The 18716-nt window shown below is 72.0% G+C and carries 18 protein-coding genes and 1 tRNA gene; 15 read left to right on the forward strand and 4 right to left on the reverse strand.

Annotated features, from left to right (window positions below; translation table 11 throughout):
• Positions 1-9: 9 nt before the first annotated feature.
• Entirely contained in the window at positions 10-1089 is a 1080-nt protein-coding gene (locus CYJ76_RS10430) for a PHP domain-containing protein (RefSeq protein WP_180802283.1), read from the reverse strand.
• A gap of 72 nt (positions 1090-1161) precedes the next feature.
• On the opposite strand from CYJ76_RS10430, the gene CYJ76_RS10435 reads away from it, so the two are divergent.
• Together CYJ76_RS10435 and CYJ76_RS10440 are read left to right on the forward strand one after the other, a co-directional pair.
• Positions 1162-1614: a GNAT family N-acetyltransferase gene (locus CYJ76_RS10435; RefSeq protein WP_101850041.1), complete on the forward strand. Its 453-nt coding sequence runs from the start codon at positions 1162-1164 to the stop codon at positions 1612-1614.
• A gap of 38 nt (positions 1615-1652) precedes the next feature.
• Positions 1653-2075, forward strand: a complete 423-nt coding sequence (locus tag CYJ76_RS10440) for a cupin domain-containing protein (protein ID WP_101850042.1) — start codon at positions 1653-1655, stop codon at positions 2073-2075.
• A 69-nt stretch (positions 2076-2144) separates the two neighbouring features.
• Here CYJ76_RS10440 and CYJ76_RS10445 read toward each other — a convergent pair.
• Positions 2145-2217, reverse strand: a tRNA-Lys gene (locus CYJ76_RS10445).
• Positions 2218-2321: 104 nt separating this feature from the next.
• Between CYJ76_RS10445 and CYJ76_RS10450 the strand changes: the two genes are divergently transcribed.
• The 7 genes from CYJ76_RS10450 to CYJ76_RS10480 all read left to right on the forward strand — a co-directional run bounded on the left by CYJ76_RS10450 (position 2322) and on the right by CYJ76_RS10480 (position 10139).
• On the forward strand, positions 2322-4451 hold the full coding sequence (locus CYJ76_RS10450) for a RecQ family ATP-dependent DNA helicase (protein ID WP_101850043.1): 2130 nt from the start codon (positions 2322-2324) through the stop codon (positions 4449-4451).
• An 81-nt stretch (positions 4452-4532) separates the two neighbouring features.
• Positions 4533-5447, forward strand: a complete 915-nt coding sequence (locus tag CYJ76_RS10455) for an ABC transporter ATP-binding protein (protein WP_101850044.1) — start codon at positions 4533-4535, stop codon at positions 5445-5447.
• Complete coding sequence (locus CYJ76_RS10460; RefSeq protein ID WP_101850045.1) at positions 5444-6352, forward strand: ABC transporter permease; 909 nt, start codon at positions 5444-5446, stop codon at positions 6350-6352. Before CYJ76_RS10455 ends, CYJ76_RS10460 begins: the two co-directional genes overlap by 4 nt.
• Entirely contained in the window at positions 6352-7275 is a 924-nt protein-coding gene (locus tag CYJ76_RS10465; protein WP_101850046.1) for an ABC transporter ATP-binding protein, read from the forward strand. Before CYJ76_RS10460 ends, CYJ76_RS10465 begins: the two co-directional genes overlap by 1 nt.
• 5 nt (positions 7276-7280) lie before the next feature.
• The gene (locus tag CYJ76_RS10470; protein WP_101850047.1) at positions 7281-7991 is read left to right on the forward strand and encodes a hypothetical protein; all 711 of its coding nucleotides are present in this window, start codon (positions 7281-7283) and stop codon (positions 7989-7991) included.
• A gap of 13 nt (positions 7992-8004) precedes the next feature.
• A complete protein-coding gene (locus CYJ76_RS10475) occupies positions 8005-9525 on the forward strand; it encodes a purine-cytosine permease family protein (RefSeq protein ID WP_238138223.1) in 1521 nt (506 codons plus the stop codon).
• Between the two features lie 59 nt (positions 9526-9584).
• Complete coding sequence (locus CYJ76_RS10480) at positions 9585-10139, forward strand: cysteine hydrolase family protein (RefSeq protein WP_070703646.1); 555 nt, start codon at positions 9585-9587, stop codon at positions 10137-10139.
• Here CYJ76_RS10480 and CYJ76_RS10485 read toward each other — a convergent pair whose 3' ends face one another.
• Positions 10140-10262, reverse strand: a complete 123-nt coding sequence (locus CYJ76_RS10485) for a ribosomal protein bL36 (RefSeq protein ID WP_070703632.1) — start codon at positions 10260-10262, stop codon at positions 10140-10142.
• The gene (gene rpmB / locus CYJ76_RS10490; protein ID WP_070703630.1) at positions 10259-10498 is read right to left on the reverse strand and encodes a 50S ribosomal protein L28; all 240 of its coding nucleotides are present in this window, start codon (positions 10496-10498) and stop codon (positions 10259-10261) included. Before rpmB ends, CYJ76_RS10485 begins: the two co-directional genes overlap by 4 nt.
• Positions 10499-10588: 90 nt before the next feature.
• Here rpmB and CYJ76_RS10495 point away from each other — a divergent pair, with 90 nt between their 5' ends.
• From CYJ76_RS10495 to pstB, 6 genes are all read left to right on the forward strand, one after another.
• Positions 10589-13234: a DEAD/DEAH box helicase gene (locus tag CYJ76_RS10495; RefSeq protein ID WP_101850048.1), complete on the forward strand. Its 2646-nt coding sequence runs from the start codon at positions 10589-10591 to the stop codon at positions 13232-13234.
• Positions 13231-13842, forward strand: a complete 612-nt coding sequence (locus CYJ76_RS10500; protein ID WP_101850049.1) for a hypothetical protein — start codon at positions 13231-13233, stop codon at positions 13840-13842. Before CYJ76_RS10495 ends, CYJ76_RS10500 begins: the two co-directional genes overlap by 4 nt.
• Positions 13843-14209: 367 nt before the next feature.
• The gene (pstS, locus tag CYJ76_RS10505) at positions 14210-15505 is read left to right on the forward strand and encodes a phosphate ABC transporter substrate-binding protein PstS (protein ID WP_070703626.1); all 1296 of its coding nucleotides are present in this window, start codon (positions 14210-14212) and stop codon (positions 15503-15505) included.
• A 79-nt stretch (positions 15506-15584) separates the two neighbouring features.
• Complete coding sequence (gene pstC / locus CYJ76_RS10510) at positions 15585-16568, forward strand: phosphate ABC transporter permease subunit PstC (protein WP_070703624.1); 984 nt, start codon at positions 15585-15587, stop codon at positions 16566-16568.
• 1 nt (position 16569) lies between these two features.
• Positions 16570-17721 carry a phosphate ABC transporter permease PstA gene (gene pstA / locus CYJ76_RS10515; protein ID WP_070703622.1) on the forward strand — a complete coding sequence of 384 codons (1152 nt, stop codon included), beginning with the start codon at positions 16570-16572 and terminating at the stop codon, positions 17719-17721.
• A gap of 14 nt (positions 17722-17735) precedes the next feature.
• Positions 17736-18515 carry a phosphate ABC transporter ATP-binding protein PstB gene (pstB, locus tag CYJ76_RS10520; RefSeq protein WP_070703620.1) on the forward strand — a complete coding sequence of 260 codons (780 nt, stop codon included), beginning with the start codon at positions 17736-17738 and terminating at the stop codon, positions 18513-18515.
• Positions 18516-18716 lie beyond the last annotated feature (201 nt).

Here is an 18716-nt window from a genome sequence, read left to right on the forward strand (position 1 = left end):
TGTACGCAGTCACAGTCGCGCGGCCGCCCACTCCTTGACCTGCGTGGCCGGCCACGTGGTGACGATCCGCTCCGGAGGGATGCCGGCGTCGGCGGCCCGCTGCGCGCCGAACGCGAGTAGGTCCAGCTGGCCGGGTGCGTGGGCGTCGCTGTCGATGCTGAACAGGCAGCCGGCCTCCAGGGCCAGGGCGATGAGCTCGTCGGGCGGGTCCTGTCGCTCGGGACGGGCGTTGAGCTCCACGGCCACGCACTCCTGGGCACAGGCCGCGAACACCGCCTCGGCGTCGAACTCGCTCGGTGGACGGGTGCCGCGGCCGCCCGTCACCAGGCGGCCGGTGCAGTGCCCCAGCACCGACGTGAGCGGGTTGCGCACCGCGGCCAGCATGCGGGGCGTCATCTCGGCCGACGGCATGCGGAGCTTCGAGTGCACGCTCGCCACCCGGACGTCCAGGGTCGCCAGCAGGTCCTCGCGCTGGTCGAGCGTGCCGTCGTCCAGCACGTCCACCTCGATGCCGTGGAGCAGCTCGAGCGACCGCCCCTCGTCGGCCAGCTGCTGCCGGACCTGCGCCACCGTGTCGCGCTGGGCCACCAACCGCTCGGCCGACAGGCCGTTGGCCACCCGCAGCCGCGGGGAGTGGTCGGTGACGGCCAGGTAGTCCCGCCCCAGCGCGTCGGCGGCACGGGCCATCTCCAGCAGGGGGGCCCCGCCGTCGCTGTCGCTGGTGTGGCTGTGCAGGTCCCCGGCGAGCAGTCCGAGGAGCTCGCGGCCGGCGGGCGTCATCTCGAGCAGCGGTCCCCCGTGCTCCTCGCGTGCTGCGGCGAGCTTGGTGGGCACCTCGCCCGCCACGGCCTCGCGCACCACGGCGGCGGTGGAGGAACCGATGCCGCGCAGCTCCTGCCAGCTGTCGGCCTCCGTGTGGCGGGCGAACTCCTCCTCGGAGAGGCCCTCCACCACCGTCACGGCGTTGCGGTAGGCCTCGATGCGGCGGGAGGACTGCCGGGCCCGCTCGTTGAGGAAGGCCACCTCGCGCAGGCAGGCCAGGGCCCGGGCGCGGGGCGCGGTGGGGAGGTCGGGGGGAGGGCTGCTCACCGCATCGAGCCTAGCCCTGCGTGGTCCGGGGCAGGCCGTGCGGATCGAGCTGGGGGGGCGCAGGATGGGCCCATGGAGAACCTGCACGAGGTGCCCGGTCCCGCACTGACCGCCGACCAGCTGCACAGGCTGTTGCGGCTGCGAGTCGACGTGTTCGTGGTGGAGCAGGAGTGCCCCTACGCGGAGGTGGACGGCCGGGACCTGCTGCCCACCACGACCCACGTCTGGGTGGAGGAGGGGAGCGAGGTCGCCTCGACGCTGCGCCTGCTCGACGCGGGCGGACCGGACGGTGCCCTCGTCGTCGGACGGGTGGTCACCGCGGCGCCACACCGGGGGGCCGGGTTGGCGGCCCGCCTCCTGGAGCGGGTGCTCGACGCCCACGGCCACCGTCGCCTGGAGCTCGAGGCGCAGGCGCACCTGGCGGGCTGGTACGAGCGCTTCGGCTTCGCCCGTGCGGGGGCGGACCTCGACCTGGACGGCATCACCCACACGCCCATGGTGCGGGTGCCGGGCGGGGCGGCATGATGGGCAGGGAACCGTCCCCGAGCAGTGAGGAGACCGCCATGGCGGACCTGAGCGACCACGGCCCGAAGCCGTACACGGTCAACATCGAGGAGGCCACCCTGGCCAACGAGAACTTCCGCGCCACCCTGTGGACCGGCGAGTACCTGCAGATGACGGTCATGACCATCCCCGTGGGTGGCGAGGTCGGTCTGGAGATGCACGCCGACCACGACCAGTTCCTCCGCATCGAGCAGGGCACGGCCCGCGTGCAGATGGGTCCGGCGGAGGACGACCTCTCGTACGACGAGACCGTCGGGGACGACTGGGTGGCCCTCGTGCCCGCCGGCCAGTGGCACAACATCACCAACACCGGTGACGAGCCGCTGAAGCTCTACTCCCTGTACGGCCCGCCGGACCACGTCAAGGGCACCGTCCACGCGACGAAGGACGACGCGGAGAACGACCCCAACGAGCAGCACTGAGCGCGACTGCACGAGCGCGACGAGGCCCCCGCACCGGACGGTGCGGGGGCCTCGTGCGTGCGCTGACAGTGGGCCCCGTGGGACTCGAACCCACAACCTACGGATTAAAAGTCCGCAGCTCTGACCATTGAGCTAGAGGCCCCCCGCCGGCGACCGCCCGCGGGTCCGCGTGAGTCTATCCGCGGGGTTCCGCCTGCCTGTGGACACCGTGGTGAGGCTGTCGGTGGGTGCTGTCAGGGTGGCCCCATGACCAGCAGCACCCAGGACCGCGCGCTCGAGGCGCTCCGCCGCCTCGTCGGACGTGAGGACGCCACCTTCCGCGACGGCCAGCTCGATGCCGTGCGGGCACTCGTGGAGGACCGGTCGCGCGTGCTCGTCGTCCAACGCACCGGGTGGGGCAAGTCGGCCGTCTACTTCGTGGCCACGGCACTGCGCCGCGCCGAGGGGGCCGGCCCCACCGTCATCGTGTCCCCACTGTTGGCCCTCATGCGCGACCAGGTCGCCGCGGCCGGCCGGGCCGGGGTGCGCGCGGTCACCATGAACTCCGCCAACGCCACGGAGTGGGACGAGGTGCGTGCCGCGCTGGCGGCCGACCAGGTGGACGTTCTCCTGGTGAGCCCGGAGCGGCTCAACAACCCGCGCTTCCGCGAGGAGCAGCTGCCCGAGCTCAACCGCCGGTGCGGCCTGCTCGTGGTCGACGAGGCCCACTGCATCAGCGACTGGGGGCACGACTTCCGTCCCGACTACCGGCGCATCCGCACCCTGCTGGCCGAGCTGCCCGGCGACACCCCCGTGCTGGCGACCACGGCCACGGCCAACGAACGGGTCGTCGCCGACGTGGTGGAGCAGCTCACCGTCGGCCCCGGTGGCACCGCCCACCCGGTGACCACCATCCGGGGCGGGCTGGCCCGTGACTCACTGCGGCTGGGGGTCCTCCTCGGCCCGGGAGGGCGCCCTCTCTCCCCGGAGCAGCGGCTGGCGTGGATGGTGGCGCACCTCGACGACCTGCCCGGTTCCGGCATCGTGTACTGCCTCACGGTCTCGGCGGCCGAGGACGTGACGGCGGCGCTCGCCCAGGCCGGCCACCGGGTGGCCGCGTACACGGGACGCACCGACTCCGACGACCGCGCGCGGCTCGAGGCGGCGCTCAAGGACGACGAGGTCAAGGCGCTCGTGGCCACCTCGGCCCTGGGCATGGGCTTCGACAAGCCGGACCTCGGCTTCGTCGTGCACCTGGGGGCGCCGAGCTCGCCGGTGGCCTACTACCAGCAGGTCGGTCGTGCCGGTCGCGCTACCGAACGGGCCGACGTGGTGCTGCTGCCCGGCACCGAGGACCCCGACATCTGGCGCTACTTCGCCACCGTCTCCATGCCCCGCCAGGAGCAGGCCGATGCCGTGCTGGCCGCCCTGGCACAGGCGGGGCGCCCGCTCTCCACGCCCGCCCTGGAGACGCTCGTGGACGTGCGCCGCACCCGGCTGGAGCTGCTGCTCAAGGTGCTCGACGTCGACGGGGCGGTCACCAAGGTGCCCGGTGGCTGGACCACCACCGGCGAGCCGTGGGCCTACGACGCCGAGCGCTACGGCCGGGTGGCCGAGGCGCGAGAGCGCGAGGCCGCCCTGATGCGGGAGTACCAGACCACCACCGGGTGCCGCATGCAGTTCCTGCAGCGCACCCTCGACGACGCCACCGCCGAGCCGTGCGGACGGTGCGACACCTGCGCGGGCCCGTGGCTCCCCACGGACGTCCCCGACCAGGCCGTGGAGGTCGCTCGCGGGGCGCTGGGTTCCAGCGGCGTGGTGCTGGAACCCCGGGCCCAGTGGCCCACGGGCATGGACCGCCTCGGGGTGCCGGCCAAGGGCCGCATCCCGGCCGACGAGCAGCTCGAGCCGGGGCGCGCGCTGGCCCGCCTCAGCGACCTCGGGTGGGGACAGCGTCTGCGCACGGTGCTCGCCGAGGACCAGCCGGTGCCGGACGACCTGGTGCGCGCGGTGGTGCTGCTGCTCGCCGACTGGGGCTGGGCGGAGCGGCCCGTCGGCGTGGTGGCCGTGCCGTCCCGCCGTCGCCCGCAGCTGGTGGGCTCGCTCGCCGAGCGCATCGCCAGCATCGGGCGCCTGCCCCTGCTCGGGACCCTCGACCTCGTGGACGGTGGCCCGGTGGGCGAGCCCGGGGGCAACAGCGCCTTCCGCCTGGCGGGGGCGTGGGAGCGCCTGGCCGTCGGGCCGGACCTCGCCCGCGCCCTCGGGGCCACGCCGGGTCCGGTGCTCCTGGTCGACGACCTCGTGGATTCGCGGTGGACCCTCACCGTGGCCGGGCGGGCCCTGCGACGGGCCGGGGCCGACGCGGTGCTCCCGCTGGCGCTCGCCGTCGAGGGCTGACGGACCACGGGGGCAGGAATCCCACCGGGGTGGGACCACGGGATGAGTCCGCGGTCGGGTCCCCGTTCCTACCGTGTGCGCATGGACGTCTGGAGCACACGGTCGCTCACCAAGCGGTTCGGCACCTTCACCGCGGTGCAGGACCTCGACATCACGGTGGGGGAGGGGGTCACCGGCGTCGTCGGCCACAACGGGGCGGGCAAGTCCACGCTGATCCGCATGCTCCTGGGCCTCGAGCCGCCGACCTCCGGCACGGCCACCGTCTTCGGCATCGACCCCGCCGAGGACCCACGAGGGGCCCGGGCCCGGGTGGGCTTCATGCCCGAGTACGACTGCCTGCCCCCGGACGTCAGTGCGGCGCGCGCGATCATGCACTACGGCCGGGTCTCCGGCCTGCCGCGCGACATCGCCCGGGAGCGGGCCTCGGACGTGCTGCGCCACGTGGGCCTGGAGGAGGCGCGGCACCGCCCCGTGGGCACCTACTCCACCGGCATGAAGCAGCGCGCCAAGCTCGCGCAGGCCCTGGTGCACGACCCCGACCTGGTGATGCTCGACGAGCCGACCAACGGCCTCGACCCGGCTGGACGCGACGAGATGCTCGACCTCGTGCAGCGCATCGGGCACGACTTCGGCATCTCGGTGCTCGTGACCTCGCACCTGCTGGGCGAGCTCGAGCGCATCTGCGACCACGTCGTGGTGCTGGACGGCGGCCGTCTGGTGACCTCCGCCGCCATCGGCGACCTCACCGCCGACACCGGCGCCCTGGAGGTGGAGGTCGACGGGGAGGGGGCGACCTCCGGCCTCATCGCCGGGCTGCACTGCCGCGGCATCGAGGCGGGCCGCAGCGGGAGCCGGGTGGTGGTCCCCGACGGGTCGGGCGACGCCCGTGCCGCCGTCGTGGAGCTCTGTGCGCAGAACGGGTGGGGCCTCTCGCGGATGACCGCCGCGCGCCACCAGCTGTCCGAGCTGTTCCTGGGAGAGGACGACGCCGCATGAGCACCCCCGACCGCACCGACCCGGCCGCCGCGCCGCGGTCGGTCATCCACGACCTGGGCTACCAGGGCTACGACGGGCCTCGGACCGGGCGCATCGGCACCCTCGGCTACATGGTGCGCCAGGGGTACGCCTCGGCCTTCGGTCTCGGGCGCACCTGGAAGGGCAAGGTCATGCCGTGGCTCTGCCTGGCGCTCATGTCTGCCCCCATGCTCATCACCGGCGCCGTGATGGTGATCTTCGGCGGCCTGGCGGAGGAGCCCATCTTCCACCCGGCCCGCGTGCCCTACGCGTTCGCCACCTTGGTGGCCCTCTTCGCCGCGGTGGCCGCTCCGGTGCTGTTCTCCGCCGACCTGCGCTCCCGCGCGATCGTCCACTACCTGTCCCGGCCCCTGAGCCGCACCGACTACGTCCTCTCCCGGCTGGGTGCCCTGGTGCTCGCGCTGTTCACGCTCCAAGCCGTGGGCATCCTCGTCGGGACCCTCGGCTGGTGGCTGGGTGGCGGTGACGCCGGAACCGTCTGGGGCGCCGCGCTGGTGGGTGCCCTGGGTGCGCTCCTGGTGTCCGTCGCCGTGGGTACGCTCGCCGGCCTCGTGGCCGCGCTCACCCCCCGACGGGGTGTGGCGACGGCCGTGATCCTCGGCGTGCTGCTGGTGCTGGGGGCCGTGGTCAGCGTGGTCAACGAGGCCGTGGCGTCCATGGGCAGCCAGCACGGGCTGATGGCCCGGTGGGCTTCGCTGCTGAGCCCCAACACGGCCGTGGAGCGGGTGCTGGCCTGGCTCACCGGCAACGAGGAGCTGACGCCGGCGCTCGACGACGCCACCGCGGCCGGGTACCTGGTCGTGCTCGTGGTCGCCTGCGTGCTGGGGATCCTGGGCCTCGTGGCCCGCTACCGGAGGGTGAACTGATGGCCACCGTGACGATCGACGGCGTGTCCCGCTGGTTCGGCGACGTGGTCGCCGTGAACGACGTGACCTTCGACCTGGAGCCCGGCATCACCGGGCTGCTGGGCCCCAACGGTGCGGGCAAGTCCACCCTCATGGCGATGGTGGCCGGGTTCGAGTCCACCTCGGCCGGCACCATCACGCTCGACGGGGAGCCGGTGCGCGGCAACCCCGGCATCTACCGGCGCCTGGGCATGATGCCGGAGACCGAGGCCATGTACGACGAGCTCACCGGGCGTGAGTTCGTCACGGCCATGGCCCGCCTGCACAAGCTGCCGGACGCCCGCGCCGCCGCCCGACGGGCGCTCGAGGTGGTGGACCTCGTCGACGCGGCCGACCGCCGGGTGGGCAAGTACTCCAAGGGCATGCGACAGCGCGCCAAGATGGCCGCCGCGCTCGTCCACGAGCCCGAGGTGCTGCTGCTCGACGAGCCCTTCAACGGCATGGACCCCGGTCAGCGCGTGCGCCTCATGGGGACGCTCCACGAGTACGCCGACCGCGGGGCCACCGTGCTCGTGAGCAGCCACATCCTCGAGGAGGTGCAGCAGCTGGCCGGCACCATCCAGGTGATGCTGGCCGGACGCCACCTCGCCTCGGGCAACTTCCGCGAGCTGCGACGCCTCATGACCAACCGGCCGCACCGATACGCGGTGCAGTCGTCCGACGACCGTGCCCTGGCCGCGGCCCTCATCGCCCGCGACGGCGCCTCGTCGGTGGCCCTGGGGGAGGGCGCCGCGTCCGGGCTCGAGGTGCAGGTCACCGACTTCGAGGCGTTCTCGCGCCTCCTGCCCGCCGTGGCGCACCGCGCGGGCATCGCCCTGCACAGCGTGCGCCCCACCGACGAGTCGCTCGAGAGCGTCTTCGGCTACCTCGTGGAAGGACGGTGAGGTCCATGACGATCGCCACCATGACCTGGCGGGCGCTCTCCCGTGGGCTGCGCCCCCTGCTCCTGCTCGCCCTGCCGGTCGGCGGCCTGCTGCTGGCGCTGCTGCTGCGCGTGGTCGCCGAGGGGGGTGATCCCGTGCTGGCCGACCAGGTGGTGCGCGACCTGGGCACCTCGGTGGTCGTGCCGCTCACCGCCCTGCTGGTGGCCGTCAACGGCCTGGGCAACGAGGTGGACGACTCCTCGGTGGTGCACGTGCTGGCCACCCCCACCTCGCGGGCCTCCGTCCTCGCCCAGAAGATGCTGGTGGTCTGCGGCGTCTCGGCGCTGCTCGGCGCCCTGACGGCCGGGGGCATGGCCGGCGTGATGGGCTCCGAGGAGGTGACCTCCTGGGTGGTGGCCGGCGCGGTCTCCGGCCTGGCCAACGGGGCGGTCTTCACCGCGCTCTCGGCCTGGGTCAAGCACGCGGTGATGATCGGCGCGCTCTACCTGGTCCTCTGGGAGGGCATGCTCATCGGGCTCGCGCCCCGCGCCCGCTTCCTCAGCCTCCACCACGCCTCGATGGCGGTGGCCGAACAGTTCCGCGACGCCCGGGCCTCGGTGGACCTCACCGACCTCAGCGCCACCGGCGGCGTGATGGTGCTGGTCGTGGCCCTGCTGCTCGGGTTCGTGCTGGCCTGGTGGGCACTGCGCAGGATGCGACTGGCCAAGGGTTCGTGACACTCTTCGGTGCATGAGCCGCACCACACCGTCGTCGGAGGCGTCGGGGGCCAGTGCCCTCGGCGCCTCCGACGTGTCCGGGCCAGCGTCGCCCGCCTCCTCCCTGTCCTCCTCGCTCGTCGAGACCACCGGCTTCGAGGTGGTGGCCGAGTCCGAGCGCACTGGCAGGCCGTCCGACCTCTTCTGGCCTTGGTTCGCGGCCAACATCAGCGTCTTCGGCCTGTCCTACGGCACGTGGATCCTCGACTTCGGCATCAGTTTCCGGCAGGCCCTGCTCGTCGGTGTCCTCGGGGTGTTCGTGAGCTTCCTCCTCTGCGGCGTCGTCGCCCTGGCCGGCAAGCGCGGCTCGGCCCCCACCATGGCGCTCTCCCGTGCGCCCTTCGGCGTGCACGGCAACAAGCTGCCCGGTGTGGTCTCGTGGCTGCTGTCCATCGGGTGGGAGACGGTGCTGGCCATCCTCGCGACCCTGGCCACGGCCACCATCGCCGAGCGCCTCGGCTGGGGTGGTGGCACGCTCACCAAGGTGGCGGCCGCGGTCGTGGTGGCGGGCCTCATCATCACCGCCGCGGTCCTGGGCTACCGCGTGATCATGCGCCTGCAGTCGGTGCTCACCTGGCTCACCGGCGCCATCACCGTGCTGTACGTGCTCCTCACGCTCGACGAGGTCGACCTCACCGCGGTGCAGGGCATCCCGGACGGCTCCGCCCAGGCGATGGTGGGCGCCCTCATCATGACCATGACCGGCTTCGGCCTGGGCTGGATCAACATCGCCAGCGACTGGTCGCGCTACCTGCCGCGCTCCACCCCCGGCGGTCAGGTGGTCTTCTGGAACACCCTGGGTGGTGCGCTGGCGCCGGCCCTGCTCGTGGTCTTCGGCCTGCTGCTGGCCGGGTCGGACGAGGGGCTGCGGGCCGGCATCGCGGCCGACCCCATCGGCGCGCTGGCGGCGGCCCTGCCCACCTGGTTCCTCGTGCCCTTCCTCGTCGCCGCGGTGCTGAGCCTCGTGAGCGGCGCCGTGCTGGGCATCTACTCCTCGGGCCTCACGCTGCTCAGCCTGGGTGTGCGCCTGCCCCGCCCGATGGCGGCCGGCGTCGACGGCGTGCTGCTGACCGCCGGCACGCTGTACGTGGTGTTCGTGGCCGAGGACTTCTTCGGTCCCTTCCAGGGCTTCCTCATCACCCTCGGCGTGCCGATCGCGGCCTGGGCGGGCGTCCTCATCGCCGACATCCTCATGCGCCGCCGCGACTACGACGAGGCCGCGCTGTTCGACGCCCGCGGCCGCTACGGGTCCGTGGCCTGGGGCCCGGTGCTGCTCATGCTGCTGGCCTCGGTGGTGGGCTGGGGCCTGGTGACCAACTCCTATGCCGACTGGCTGGGCTGGCAGGGCTACCTGCTCGGCCCGCTGGGGCTCGGCGGCCGCGAGGGGGCGTGGGCGTGGTCCAACCTCGGCGTGCTCGTGGCACTCGGTCTGGGCTTCCTCGGCTACCTGCTCGTGGGCCGGGGCCGCGTGCGCCGGCAGGAGGAGCGGGCGTGAGCGCCGGCCGACCGGAGGGTGCGGGACCGGTGGACGTGGTCGACGCCGGCCTGGGGGCGATGGGGGTGGCGCCCGAGCCGTGGCTCGTGGTGATCGACCCGCAGCGCATCTTCGCCGACCCCGCCACGAGTCCGTGGGGCTCGCCGATGTTCGCCGAGACCGTGCCGGCCATCCGCCGGCTCGCCGCGGCGCACCCGGGCCGGGTGGTGGTGACCCGCTTCGTGGCCGACGAGGAGCCCACCGGTTCCTGGGTGCCCTACTACCGGGAGTGGTCCTTCGCGCAGGTGCCGGACGCCGACCCGCTCTACGAGGTGGTGCCGGAGCTGGCCGACCTGGACGCGCTGGTGGTCACCGAGCCGACCTTCGGCAAGTGGCACGACATGCTGCAGGCCGTGGTGGGGGAGAACGCCCACCTGCGCCTGGCGGGGGTGGCGACCGACTGCTGCGTGGTCGCCACCGCCCTGCCGGCGGCGGACGCGGGGGCCTTCGTGGAGGTGGTCACCGACGCCTGCGCCGGTTCCACACCCGAGAACCACGAGCTGGCCCTGCGGCAGATGGCCCTCTTCGCCCCGCAGGTCACGCAGGTGACCACCTCGCAGGTGCTCGACGACTGATCAGCCGGCGCGGCCCTTCATGCGGGGGTTGTTGCGGTTGATGACGTAGGTGCGGCCGCGGCGGCGCACCACCTGGGCGCCGGGCTGGCGGGCGAGCGAGCGCAGGGAGGCGCGGACCTTCATCGGATCACCTCGCCGCGGGCGAGCATGTCCTGCACGACGGCGTCGATGCCGCGCTTGTCGATGGTGCGCAGGCCCTTGGTGCTGACGTCGAGGCGGACGGTGCGGCCCAGGGAGGGCACGTAGAAGCGGCGGCGCTGGACGTTGGGGGTCCAGCGGCGCTTGCTGCGGCGGTGGGAGTGGCTGATGGTGTGGCCGAAGGAGACCGTGGCCCCCGTGACCTGGCAACGTGAACTCATGGGGCGGGACCGTATCTCACCTGAGAACCATTCTCAAACAGGGTCGGTGCCGCCCTTGGGCTGTCGGTGCCCGGTGCGATGATGGGCGCGATGACCGACCACGCTGCCCCCGCGCCGTCCGAGACCCGCCGCTTGGTGGACCGCCTGCCCTCCAGCACCACGCCCGACGGCGCCGCGGTCCACGAGGCCTTCGTCGAGTGGGCCACCGAGCAGGGCATCGACCTCTACCCCCACCAGGACGAGGCCGCCCTGGAGCTCGCGGCCGGCAGCAACGTCATCCTCGCCACCCCCACCGGGTCGGGGAAGTCGCTGGTGGGCGTGGCCGGGCACTTCGTGGCCCTGGCCCAGGACAAGGTGTCCTTCTACACGGCGCCGCTCAAGGCCCTGGTGAGCGAGAAGTTCTTCGCCCTCGTGGACGTCTTCGGTGCCGAGAACGTCGGCATGATGACCGGCGACGCCGCCGTGAACCCCGACGCCCCGATCATCGCCTGCACCGCCGAGATCCTGGCCAACCTCGCCCTGCGCGAGGGGGCCGCGGCCGACGTGGGCCTGGTGGTCATGGACGAGTTCCACTTCTACTCCGAGCCCGACCGCGGCTGGGCCTGGCAGGTGCCCCTGCTGGAGCTGCCGCAGGCCCAGTTCCTGCTCATGAGCGCCACCCTGGGCGACGTGTCCTCCTTCCAGGAGGACCTCACCCGCCGCACCGGCCGCCCCACCGCCGTGGTGGCCGGCGCCGAGCGCCCCGTGCCGCTGAGCTTCGAGTGGAGGATGACCCCCCTGGAGGAGACGCTCACCGAGCTGCTCACCACCCACCAGGCGCCGGTCTACGTCGTCCACTTCTCGCAGAAGCAGGCCGTGGAGGGGGCGCTCGCGCTCTCCGGCACCGTCAAGCCCACCCCGGAGCAGAAGGCGGCCCTCGCCGAGCGTCTGGCGGACGTGCGCTTCTCCGCCGGCTTCGGCAAGACGCTCAAGGGCCTGCTGCGCCAGGGCATCGGCGTGCACCACGCCGGCATGCTGCCGCGCTACCGCCGCCTGGTGGAGCAGCTCGCCCAGGCCGGCCTGCTGCAGGTCATCGCCGGCACGGACACCCTCGGCGTGGGCATCAACGTGCCCATCCGCACCGTGCTGTTCACCGGCCTGGCCAAGTTCGACGGCACCCGCATGCGCGTGCTGAAGTCCCGCGAGTTCCACCAGATCGCCGGGCGCGCCGGCCGGGCCGGCTTCGACACCTCCGGCCACGTGGTGGCCCAGGCGCCGCCGCACGTCATCGAGAACGCGCGGGCCGAGGAGAAGGCGGGCGACGACCCGAAGAAGCGGCGCAAGCTCGTGAAGAAGCAGCCGCCGGAGGGCTTCGTCTCCTGGACCGAGGAGACCTTCGACAAGCTCGTGCGCTCGGAGCCTGAGCCGCTCTCCAGCCGGATGCGGGTCACCCACGGCACGCTGCTCAACGTCATCCAGCGCCCCGGTGAGCCGGGGGAGGCCTGGCGCACCATGCGCCGGCTGGTCGGCGACAACCACGAGACCGCGGCCGGGCGCCGCCGGTTGGCGCGCCGCAGCATCGAGCTCTACCGCGGCCTGCGCGACGCCGGCGTGGTCACCCAGGAGGTCGACGAGCAGACCGGTGCCACGGCGGTGCGCCTGGCCGAGGGCGTGAGCGACGACTTCGCGCTCAACCAGCCGCTGGCCCCCTTCGCCGTGGCCGCGATGGAGGTGCTCGATCCCGAGTCCCCCACCCACGCCCTCGACGTGGTGAGCGTCATCGAGGCCGTGCTCGACGACCCGCGCCCGGTGCTCGTGCAGCAGCAGTTCAAGGCCCGCGGCGAGGCCGTGGCCGAGATGAAGGCCGACGGCATCGAGTACACCGAGCGCATGAACCGGCTGGAGGAGATCACCTGGCCCAAGCCGCTCGAGGAGCTGCTCGAGGGCACGCTGGAGATCTACCGCCAGTCCCACCCGTGGGTGACCTTCGAGACGCTCTCGCCCAAGTCCGTGGTGCGCGACATGTTCGAGAAGGGCGCCTCGTTCGGTGAGTACGTGCGCTTCTACGACCTGGCCCGGGCCGAGGGCGTGCTGCTGCGCTACCTCTCGGACGCCTGGCGCACGCTGCGCCACACCGTGCCCGACCACGCCCGCACCGAGGCCGTGGAGGAGGTCGTCGAGTGGCTGGGCGAGGTGATCCGGCAGACCGACTCCTCCCTGGTGGACGAGTGGACGCTCCTGGCCGGGGGCGAGGTGCCGGACCGCGAGGCCCAGGAGGTGCGCCCGGCCCACGGCGCGCAGGGCGTCACCGCCAACGAGCGGGCCTTCCGGGTGATGGTGCGCACGGCCATGTTCCGGCGGGTGGAGCTCGTGGCCCACGACCGCTACCGGCAGCTCGGGGAGCTGGAGGAGGCGGTGGCCCAGCTCTCGGACCCGCCGGCGCGGGTGGTCATGGACGCCGACGCCTGGGACGAGGCCCTGGGGGCGTACTACGACGAGTACGAGGACGTCGGCATCGGCCCCTCGGCCCGCTCGGCGGAGTTCTTCCTCGTGGACACCGCGCCGGACGAGGCGCGGCTGGAGGCGCTGCCCGAGGGTGTGCTGCAGGGGGAGCGCGCGTGGGTGGTGGAGCAGGTCATCGAGGACGCCGCCGGCGACTACGACTGGCGCATCACCGCGGTGGTCGACCTGGACGCCTCCGACGAGCTGGGCGAGGCCGTGGTGCGCGCCGTCTCGATGGGGCCGGCCACCTCGTGAGCGAGCGTCCGCGCCGTCCCGCGTTCCGCACCGGGTGGCAGCTCGACCAGCACGTCGGGGGCACCGACCCCGCGGACGCCCTGGAGCTGAGCCACACCACGGCCGAGGTTCTGGTGCACCGGGGGAGGGCCGAGGGCGACCCGGAGGTGACGCGGCGCCTGGTGGAGCTCGTGGACGAACTCGGGCTGGACGCGTTGGCACTCCTCTGGGCCGACCGCCCGGCCCGCTCGCTGCCGGGGGCGCTGTGGCGCCTCTACGCACTGCGCCAGTGGGTTGCGACGCGGCCGGTGGAGGTGTCCCGCGAGTACGCCGCCGGGGTGCGTGCCGCGGAGGTCTCCCACGCGGTGGCCGGGGTGGTGGACCCGCCCGGGCCGCAGGAGGTCCGGGAGCTGGCCGATGCGGTGCTCCACGGGGTGTACGCCGGTGACCTGGCCGTCGCGCTGGAGCGGGCGGCGGCGTTCTGCCGGGTGGTCAGTGCCGGCCGCGGGGTGGGCGGCGGTGAGGGTTCCGCGACCCGCGGTGGGCTGGGGCGGGGCCTGGCCCTGCTGGACACGGCGGAGGACCTCGTGGCGGGCGCCCGGCTGTGGCGGGCCGGTTCCCTCGTCTGAGCCGGCGGGGTGCGGGAACAACGGTCAGGGGCGTAGCGTTGTCGGCCGAGCGCACCGACCCGTCGGTAGCCCCGGGCTCCACCCTTCGCCGCCACGAGCGGCCGCACGCCGAGAGGCGCTCCACGGGTCGGTGCGTTCCTGCATTCGGGGAGGGGCGGGCCGGGTGCGGGCGGCTCCCGGAGCCTGGTGTAATCCGCGTCACGCAGGGGCACGAGATGGTCCCCAACTGTTCATCGTGCGTTCACCCCTTTTGGCGTGCGCTGCTGTTCGGGAGTCCTACGGTTGGCTACGCGGCGCGAACGCCGTGGTCTGCAGCACCCTGAGGCGGCGGATCATCACCCCGAGCACCTCGTGAAAGGTCCCTCTCGTGAAGCTCAACCGCTTTGGTTCCGTGGTCGCCCTGGCGACGGCCTCCTCCCTGACCCTGGCCGCCTGTGGTGGCGACTCCGAGGGCGACAAGTCCTCCGAGACCACCTCGACCACCACCTCCGAGGCGCCGGCCGAGTCCCCGGCTGAGTCCTCCGCTCCGGCCGAGTCGCCCGCCGAGTCCTCCGCTCCGGCTGAGTCCCCCGCTGAGTCCTCCGCCCCCGCCGAGTCCTCCGCTCCGGCCGAGTCCGGCTCCTCCTCCGAGACCTCCGCCCCCGAGGGTGGCAAGGGCACCTACCCGACCTACACCAAGACCGAGGGCGCCAAGGGCGACCTGAAGGGTGTCGGTTCCTCCGCGCAGGAGTCCGCCGTCAAGGCCTGGATCGCGGGCTACCAGGGCAAGAACGGCGACGTGACCGTCAACTACTCCCCGGACGGCTCCGGCGCCGGTGTCGAGCAGTTCCTCGGTGGTGCCACCCCGTGGGCCGGCTCCGACGTCGCCCTGGACGACGAGGAGATGGAGAAGGCCAAGGAGCAGTGCGGCGAGGCGGGTGCCATCAACCTGCCGGCCTACATCTCCCCGGTCGCCATCGCCTACAACCTGCCGGGTGTGGACTCCCTGAACCTCTCCCCGGAGACCATGGCCAAGATCTTCAACGGTGAGATCGAGACCTGGAACGACGACGCCATCAAGGCCGACAACCCCGACGTCGAGCTGCCCGAGACGGACATCACCGTCGTGGCCCGCTCCGACGAGTCCGGCACGACCGCCAACTTCCAGGAGTACCTGAAGGAGGCCGCTGGCGACGCGTGGCCGCACGAGCCGGGCAAGGAGTGGCCGGTGGACGGCGCCGAGAAGGCCAAGGGCACCTCGGGCGTCGTGCAGACCATCCAGGGCGCCGAGGGCGCCATCGGCTACGCCGACGCCTCTCAGGTGGGTGAGCTCAAGTCCGCCAAGGTGAAGGTCGGTGAGGAGTTCGTCGAGTACTCCCCGGAGGCCGCTGCCAAGGTCGTCGAGGGCTCCAAGCCGCTCGAGGGTCGCGAGAAGGGCGACATGGCCCTGGAGCTCAACCGTGAGGTCGAGGGTGGCTACCCGGTCGTGCTGGTGACCTACGAGATCGCCTGCAAGGAGTACAAGAACGCCGAGGACGCCGCCAAGGTGAAGGACTTCCTGTCCTACGTCATCACCGAGGAGGCCCAGCAGAAGTCCCACGACGAGGCCGGTTCCGCGCCGATCTCCGCCAAGACCGCTGCGCAGATCGCCGAGTCCGTCAAGGGCATCAAGGCTGCTGGCTGACCCAGCCCCACCCCGACGGGGCCGCGCTCTGTGAGTGCGGCCCCGTCGTCGCGATCCACCCTCATTCCAAGGAGACACCATGGCTGACACCAGCCCCTCCATGGGCGGGGCGACGAAGCTCCCGGTCGGGCAACCCGACCAGGGGGCGCCGGACCCGCAGCCCGACCCCCAGCGCGGGGCCAGCACCGGTCGCGTCGGCGACAAGGTCTTCTACGGCCTCGCCGTCGGCTCCGGCATCCTCATCGCCGTCATCCTCGCCCTCGTGGCCGCCTTCCTCATCAAGGAGGCCTGGCCCGCCATCCAGCAGTCCGACGAGGTCGGCGACAACGGCTTCTGGTCGCTCGCCCTGAACCTGCTCGGCGGCACGCTGCTCGCCGCGACCATGGCCATGGCGATCGCCGTGCCGATCGCGGTGGGTATCGCGCTGTTCATCACCCACTACGCCAACCCGCGACTCTCCAAGGCCCTGGGCTTCGTCATCGACCTGCTGGCCGCCATCCCGTCGGTCATCTTCGGTCTGTGGGGCTTCCTCACGCTGGCGCCGCTGCTCAAGGGCTTCTACAAGTGGCTCGAGAAGAACCTCGGCTTCATCCCGCTGTTCGAGGACGCCTCCACCACCGGTCGCGTGCTGCTCACCGCGTCCATCGTGCTGGCCATCATGATCCTGCCGATCATCACCTCGGTCTCGCGCGACGTGTTCGCCCAGACCCCCCGCGGCAACGAGGAGGCCTCCCTGGCCCTCGGTGCCACCAAGTGGGAGATGATCAAGCAGGCCGTGCTGCCCTTCGGGTGGCCCGGCGTCATCGGTGGCGCCATGCTCGGCCTCGGCCGCGCCCTCGGCGAGACCATGGCCGTCGCCATGATCCTGTCGCCCAGCGACGAGTTCCAGTGGAACGTCATCGGCAGCGGCAACTCGCCCATCCCCGCCTACATCGCCCTGAACTTCCCGGACGCCACCGGTCTGCGGGTCAACACGCTCATCGCCCTGGGCCTCGTGCTCTTCGTGCTGACGCTGCTGGTCAACCTCGTGGCGCGCTGGATCGTCGAGCGGAGGAACAGCTGACATGACCACGTCCCCTGTCGACCTGAACCACGGCCCCACGCACGAGGCCGACCGTGGCCCGGCGATGCCGGCCCTGGACTACAACGCCATCCGCCCGGCGTCCCGCACGCTGTGGATCGGCATGCTCGCCGTGGCCGCCGCCCTCGGCGCCCTCGCGGCCTTCCTCGTCGGGTGGAACATCGCCCTGTTCGTGATCTTCACCGCGATCTTCTTCCTCGTCGCCCTGTACGTGGGCTACCGCGCCACGGCGGGTCACCGCCAGGGTGTCGACCAGGTGGTCCGCGCGATGGTGTACATCGCCTTCGCGCTGGCTCTGATCCCGCTGGCCTGGCTCCTGTGGTCGGTGTGCAGCAACGCCATCCCGGCGCTGGTGACCAACCCGCAGGTGCTCACCGAGGACATGTACGGCATCTCCGGTGGTGTCGACGAGAAGCGCGTGGAGGAGGGTGCCGACCTGGTCGGTGGCATGAAGCACGCCCTCATCGGCACGCTGCTCATCACCCTCATCGCCTCGGTGATCTCCATCCCGATCGGCTTCATGGCCGCCATCTACCTGGTGGAGTACGGCAACAACGGCTGGCTGTCCCGTGCGCTGCGCTTCCTCGTGGACGTCATGACCGGCGTGCCGTCCATCGTGGCCGGTCTGTTCGCCTACGCGCTGTTCTCGATGATCTTCGGCCCGGGCACCAAGATGGGCATCGCCGGTGCGATCGCGCTGTGCGTGCTCATGATCCCGATCGTGGTGCGCAACTCCGAGGAGATGCTCCGCGTCATCTCGCGCGACCTGCGTGAGTCGGCGCTGGCCCTGGGCGTGCCCAAGTGGCGCGTCATCACCAAGATCGTGCTGCCCACCGCGGCCGCCGGTCTGGCCTCCAGCGTGTTCCTGGGTGTGTCGCGCGTCATCGGTGAGACCGCCCCGCTGCTGGTCGCCGCCGGGTACAACGCCGCCACCAACTGGAACCCCTTCGAGGGCCCGATGAACTCGCTGGCCTTCTACGCATACCAGTTGTTCCAGTACCCCCTGAACGGCGGGTATCCTGACCCGAGTCTCGAGCGCTCCTGGATCGCAGTGTTCCTGCTGGTGGTCCTGGTGCTCGTTCTGAACCTGATCGCACGAGCCATCGCTGCCGCCCTGGCACCGAAGAAGAGCTGACGAGGAGTCCCCGCGTGTCCAAGCGCATCGAACTGACCGACCTGAACATCTTCTACGGCGACTTCAAGGCCGTCGAGGACGTCAACATGGTCATCGAGCCCCGCACCGTGACGGCTTTCATCGGCTCGTCCGGCTGTGGCAAGTCCACGGTGCTCCGCACCATCAACCGCATGCACGAGGTGATCCCTGGCGCCCGTGTGGAAGGCAACATCCTGCTCGACGAGCAGCCGCTGTACGGCAAGTCGGTGGACCCCGTCGAGGTGCGTCGCCAGGTGGGCATGGTCTTCCAGAAGCCCAACCCCTTCCCGACCATGTCCATCCGCGAGAACGTGCTGGCCGGCGTGACGCTCAACGCCAAGCGCCTGCCCAAGCGTGACGCGGACGACCTGGTGGAGGCCTCCCTGCGCGGTGCCAACCTGTGGAACGAGGTCAAGGACCGTCTGGACAAGCCGGGTTCCGGCCTGTCCGGTGGTCAGCAGCAGCGTCTGTGCATCGCACGCGCCGTGGCCGTGCAGCCCGACGTGCTGCTCATGGACGAGCCCTGCTCGGCCCTCGACCCGATCTCGACCCTGGCCGTGGAGGACCTCATCCACGAGCTCAAGGAGAAGTACACGGTCGTCATCGTGACGCACAACATGCAGCAGGCCACGCGTGTGTCCGACAAGACCGCCTTCTTCAACATCGAGGGCACCGGCAAGCCCGGCCACCTCATCGAGTACGGCGAGACCAAGCAGATCTTCGAGAACCCCAGCCACCAGGAGACCGAGGACTACGTGTCCGGCCGCTTCGGCTGATCCGTTCATCTGCACGCACTGCTCCCCGCGTCTCCGTGTGAGAGGCGGGGAGCAGTGCGTTGAGCACGGTCCTGGCGAGTGAGCGCGCACCCCAACAGGTCGTCACTCATACAATCGTTATCAGGCTCTTCGGAGTTGAGCGTGGGTCATGGGGTGAGTCCTCCGCCGATGAGGAGCATGCGGAGTCGGTAGTTGTGGCGG

This window comes from Kytococcus schroeteri (assembly GCF_002847825.1).
Lineage (GTDB): Bacteria > Actinomycetota > Actinomycetes > Actinomycetales > Dermatophilaceae > Kytococcus > Kytococcus schroeteri.

Excerpts from the sequence above, each read along its gene's own strand:
- CYJ76_RS10435 (WP_101850041.1), top strand. The coding sequence starts at position 1,162 with ATGGAGAACCTGCACGAGGTGCCCGGTCCCGCACTGACCGCCGACCAG.
- CYJ76_RS10440 (WP_101850042.1), top strand. The coding sequence starts at position 1,653 with ATGGCGGACCTGAGCGACCACGGCCCGAAGCCGTACACGGTCAACATC.
- CYJ76_RS10450 (WP_101850043.1), top strand. The coding sequence starts at position 2,322 with ATGACCAGCAGCACCCAGGACCGCGCGCTCGAGGCGCTCCGCCGCCTC.
- CYJ76_RS10455 (WP_101850044.1), top strand. The coding sequence starts at position 4,533 with ATGGACGTCTGGAGCACACGGTCGCTCACCAAGCGGTTCGGCACCTTC.
- CYJ76_RS10460 (WP_101850045.1), top strand. The coding sequence starts at position 5,444 with ATGAGCACCCCCGACCGCACCGACCCGGCCGCCGCGCCGCGGTCGGTC.
- CYJ76_RS10465 (WP_101850046.1), top strand. The coding sequence starts at position 6,352 with ATGGCCACCGTGACGATCGACGGCGTGTCCCGCTGGTTCGGCGACGTG.
- CYJ76_RS10470 (WP_101850047.1), top strand. The coding sequence starts at position 7,281 with ATGACGATCGCCACCATGACCTGGCGGGCGCTCTCCCGTGGGCTGCGC.
- CYJ76_RS10475 (WP_238138223.1), top strand. The coding sequence starts at position 8,005 with ATGAGCCGCACCACACCGTCGTCGGAGGCGTCGGGGGCCAGTGCCCTC.
- CYJ76_RS10480 (WP_070703646.1), top strand. The coding sequence starts at position 9,585 with ATGGGGGTGGCGCCCGAGCCGTGGCTCGTGGTGATCGACCCGCAGCGC.
- CYJ76_RS10485 (WP_070703632.1), bottom strand. The coding sequence starts at position 10,262 with ATGAAGGTCCGCGCCTCCCTGCGCTCGCTCGCCCGCCAGCCCGGCGCC.
- rpmB (WP_070703630.1), bottom strand. The coding sequence starts at position 10,498 with ATGAGTTCACGTTGCCAGGTCACGGGGGCCACGGTCTCCTTCGGCCAC.
- CYJ76_RS10495 (WP_101850048.1), top strand. The coding sequence starts at position 10,589 with ATGACCGACCACGCTGCCCCCGCGCCGTCCGAGACCCGCCGCTTGGTG.
- pstC (WP_070703624.1), top strand. The coding sequence starts at position 15,585 with ATGGCTGACACCAGCCCCTCCATGGGCGGGGCGACGAAGCTCCCGGTC.
- pstA (WP_070703622.1), top strand. The coding sequence starts at position 16,570 with ATGACCACGTCCCCTGTCGACCTGAACCACGGCCCCACGCACGAGGCC.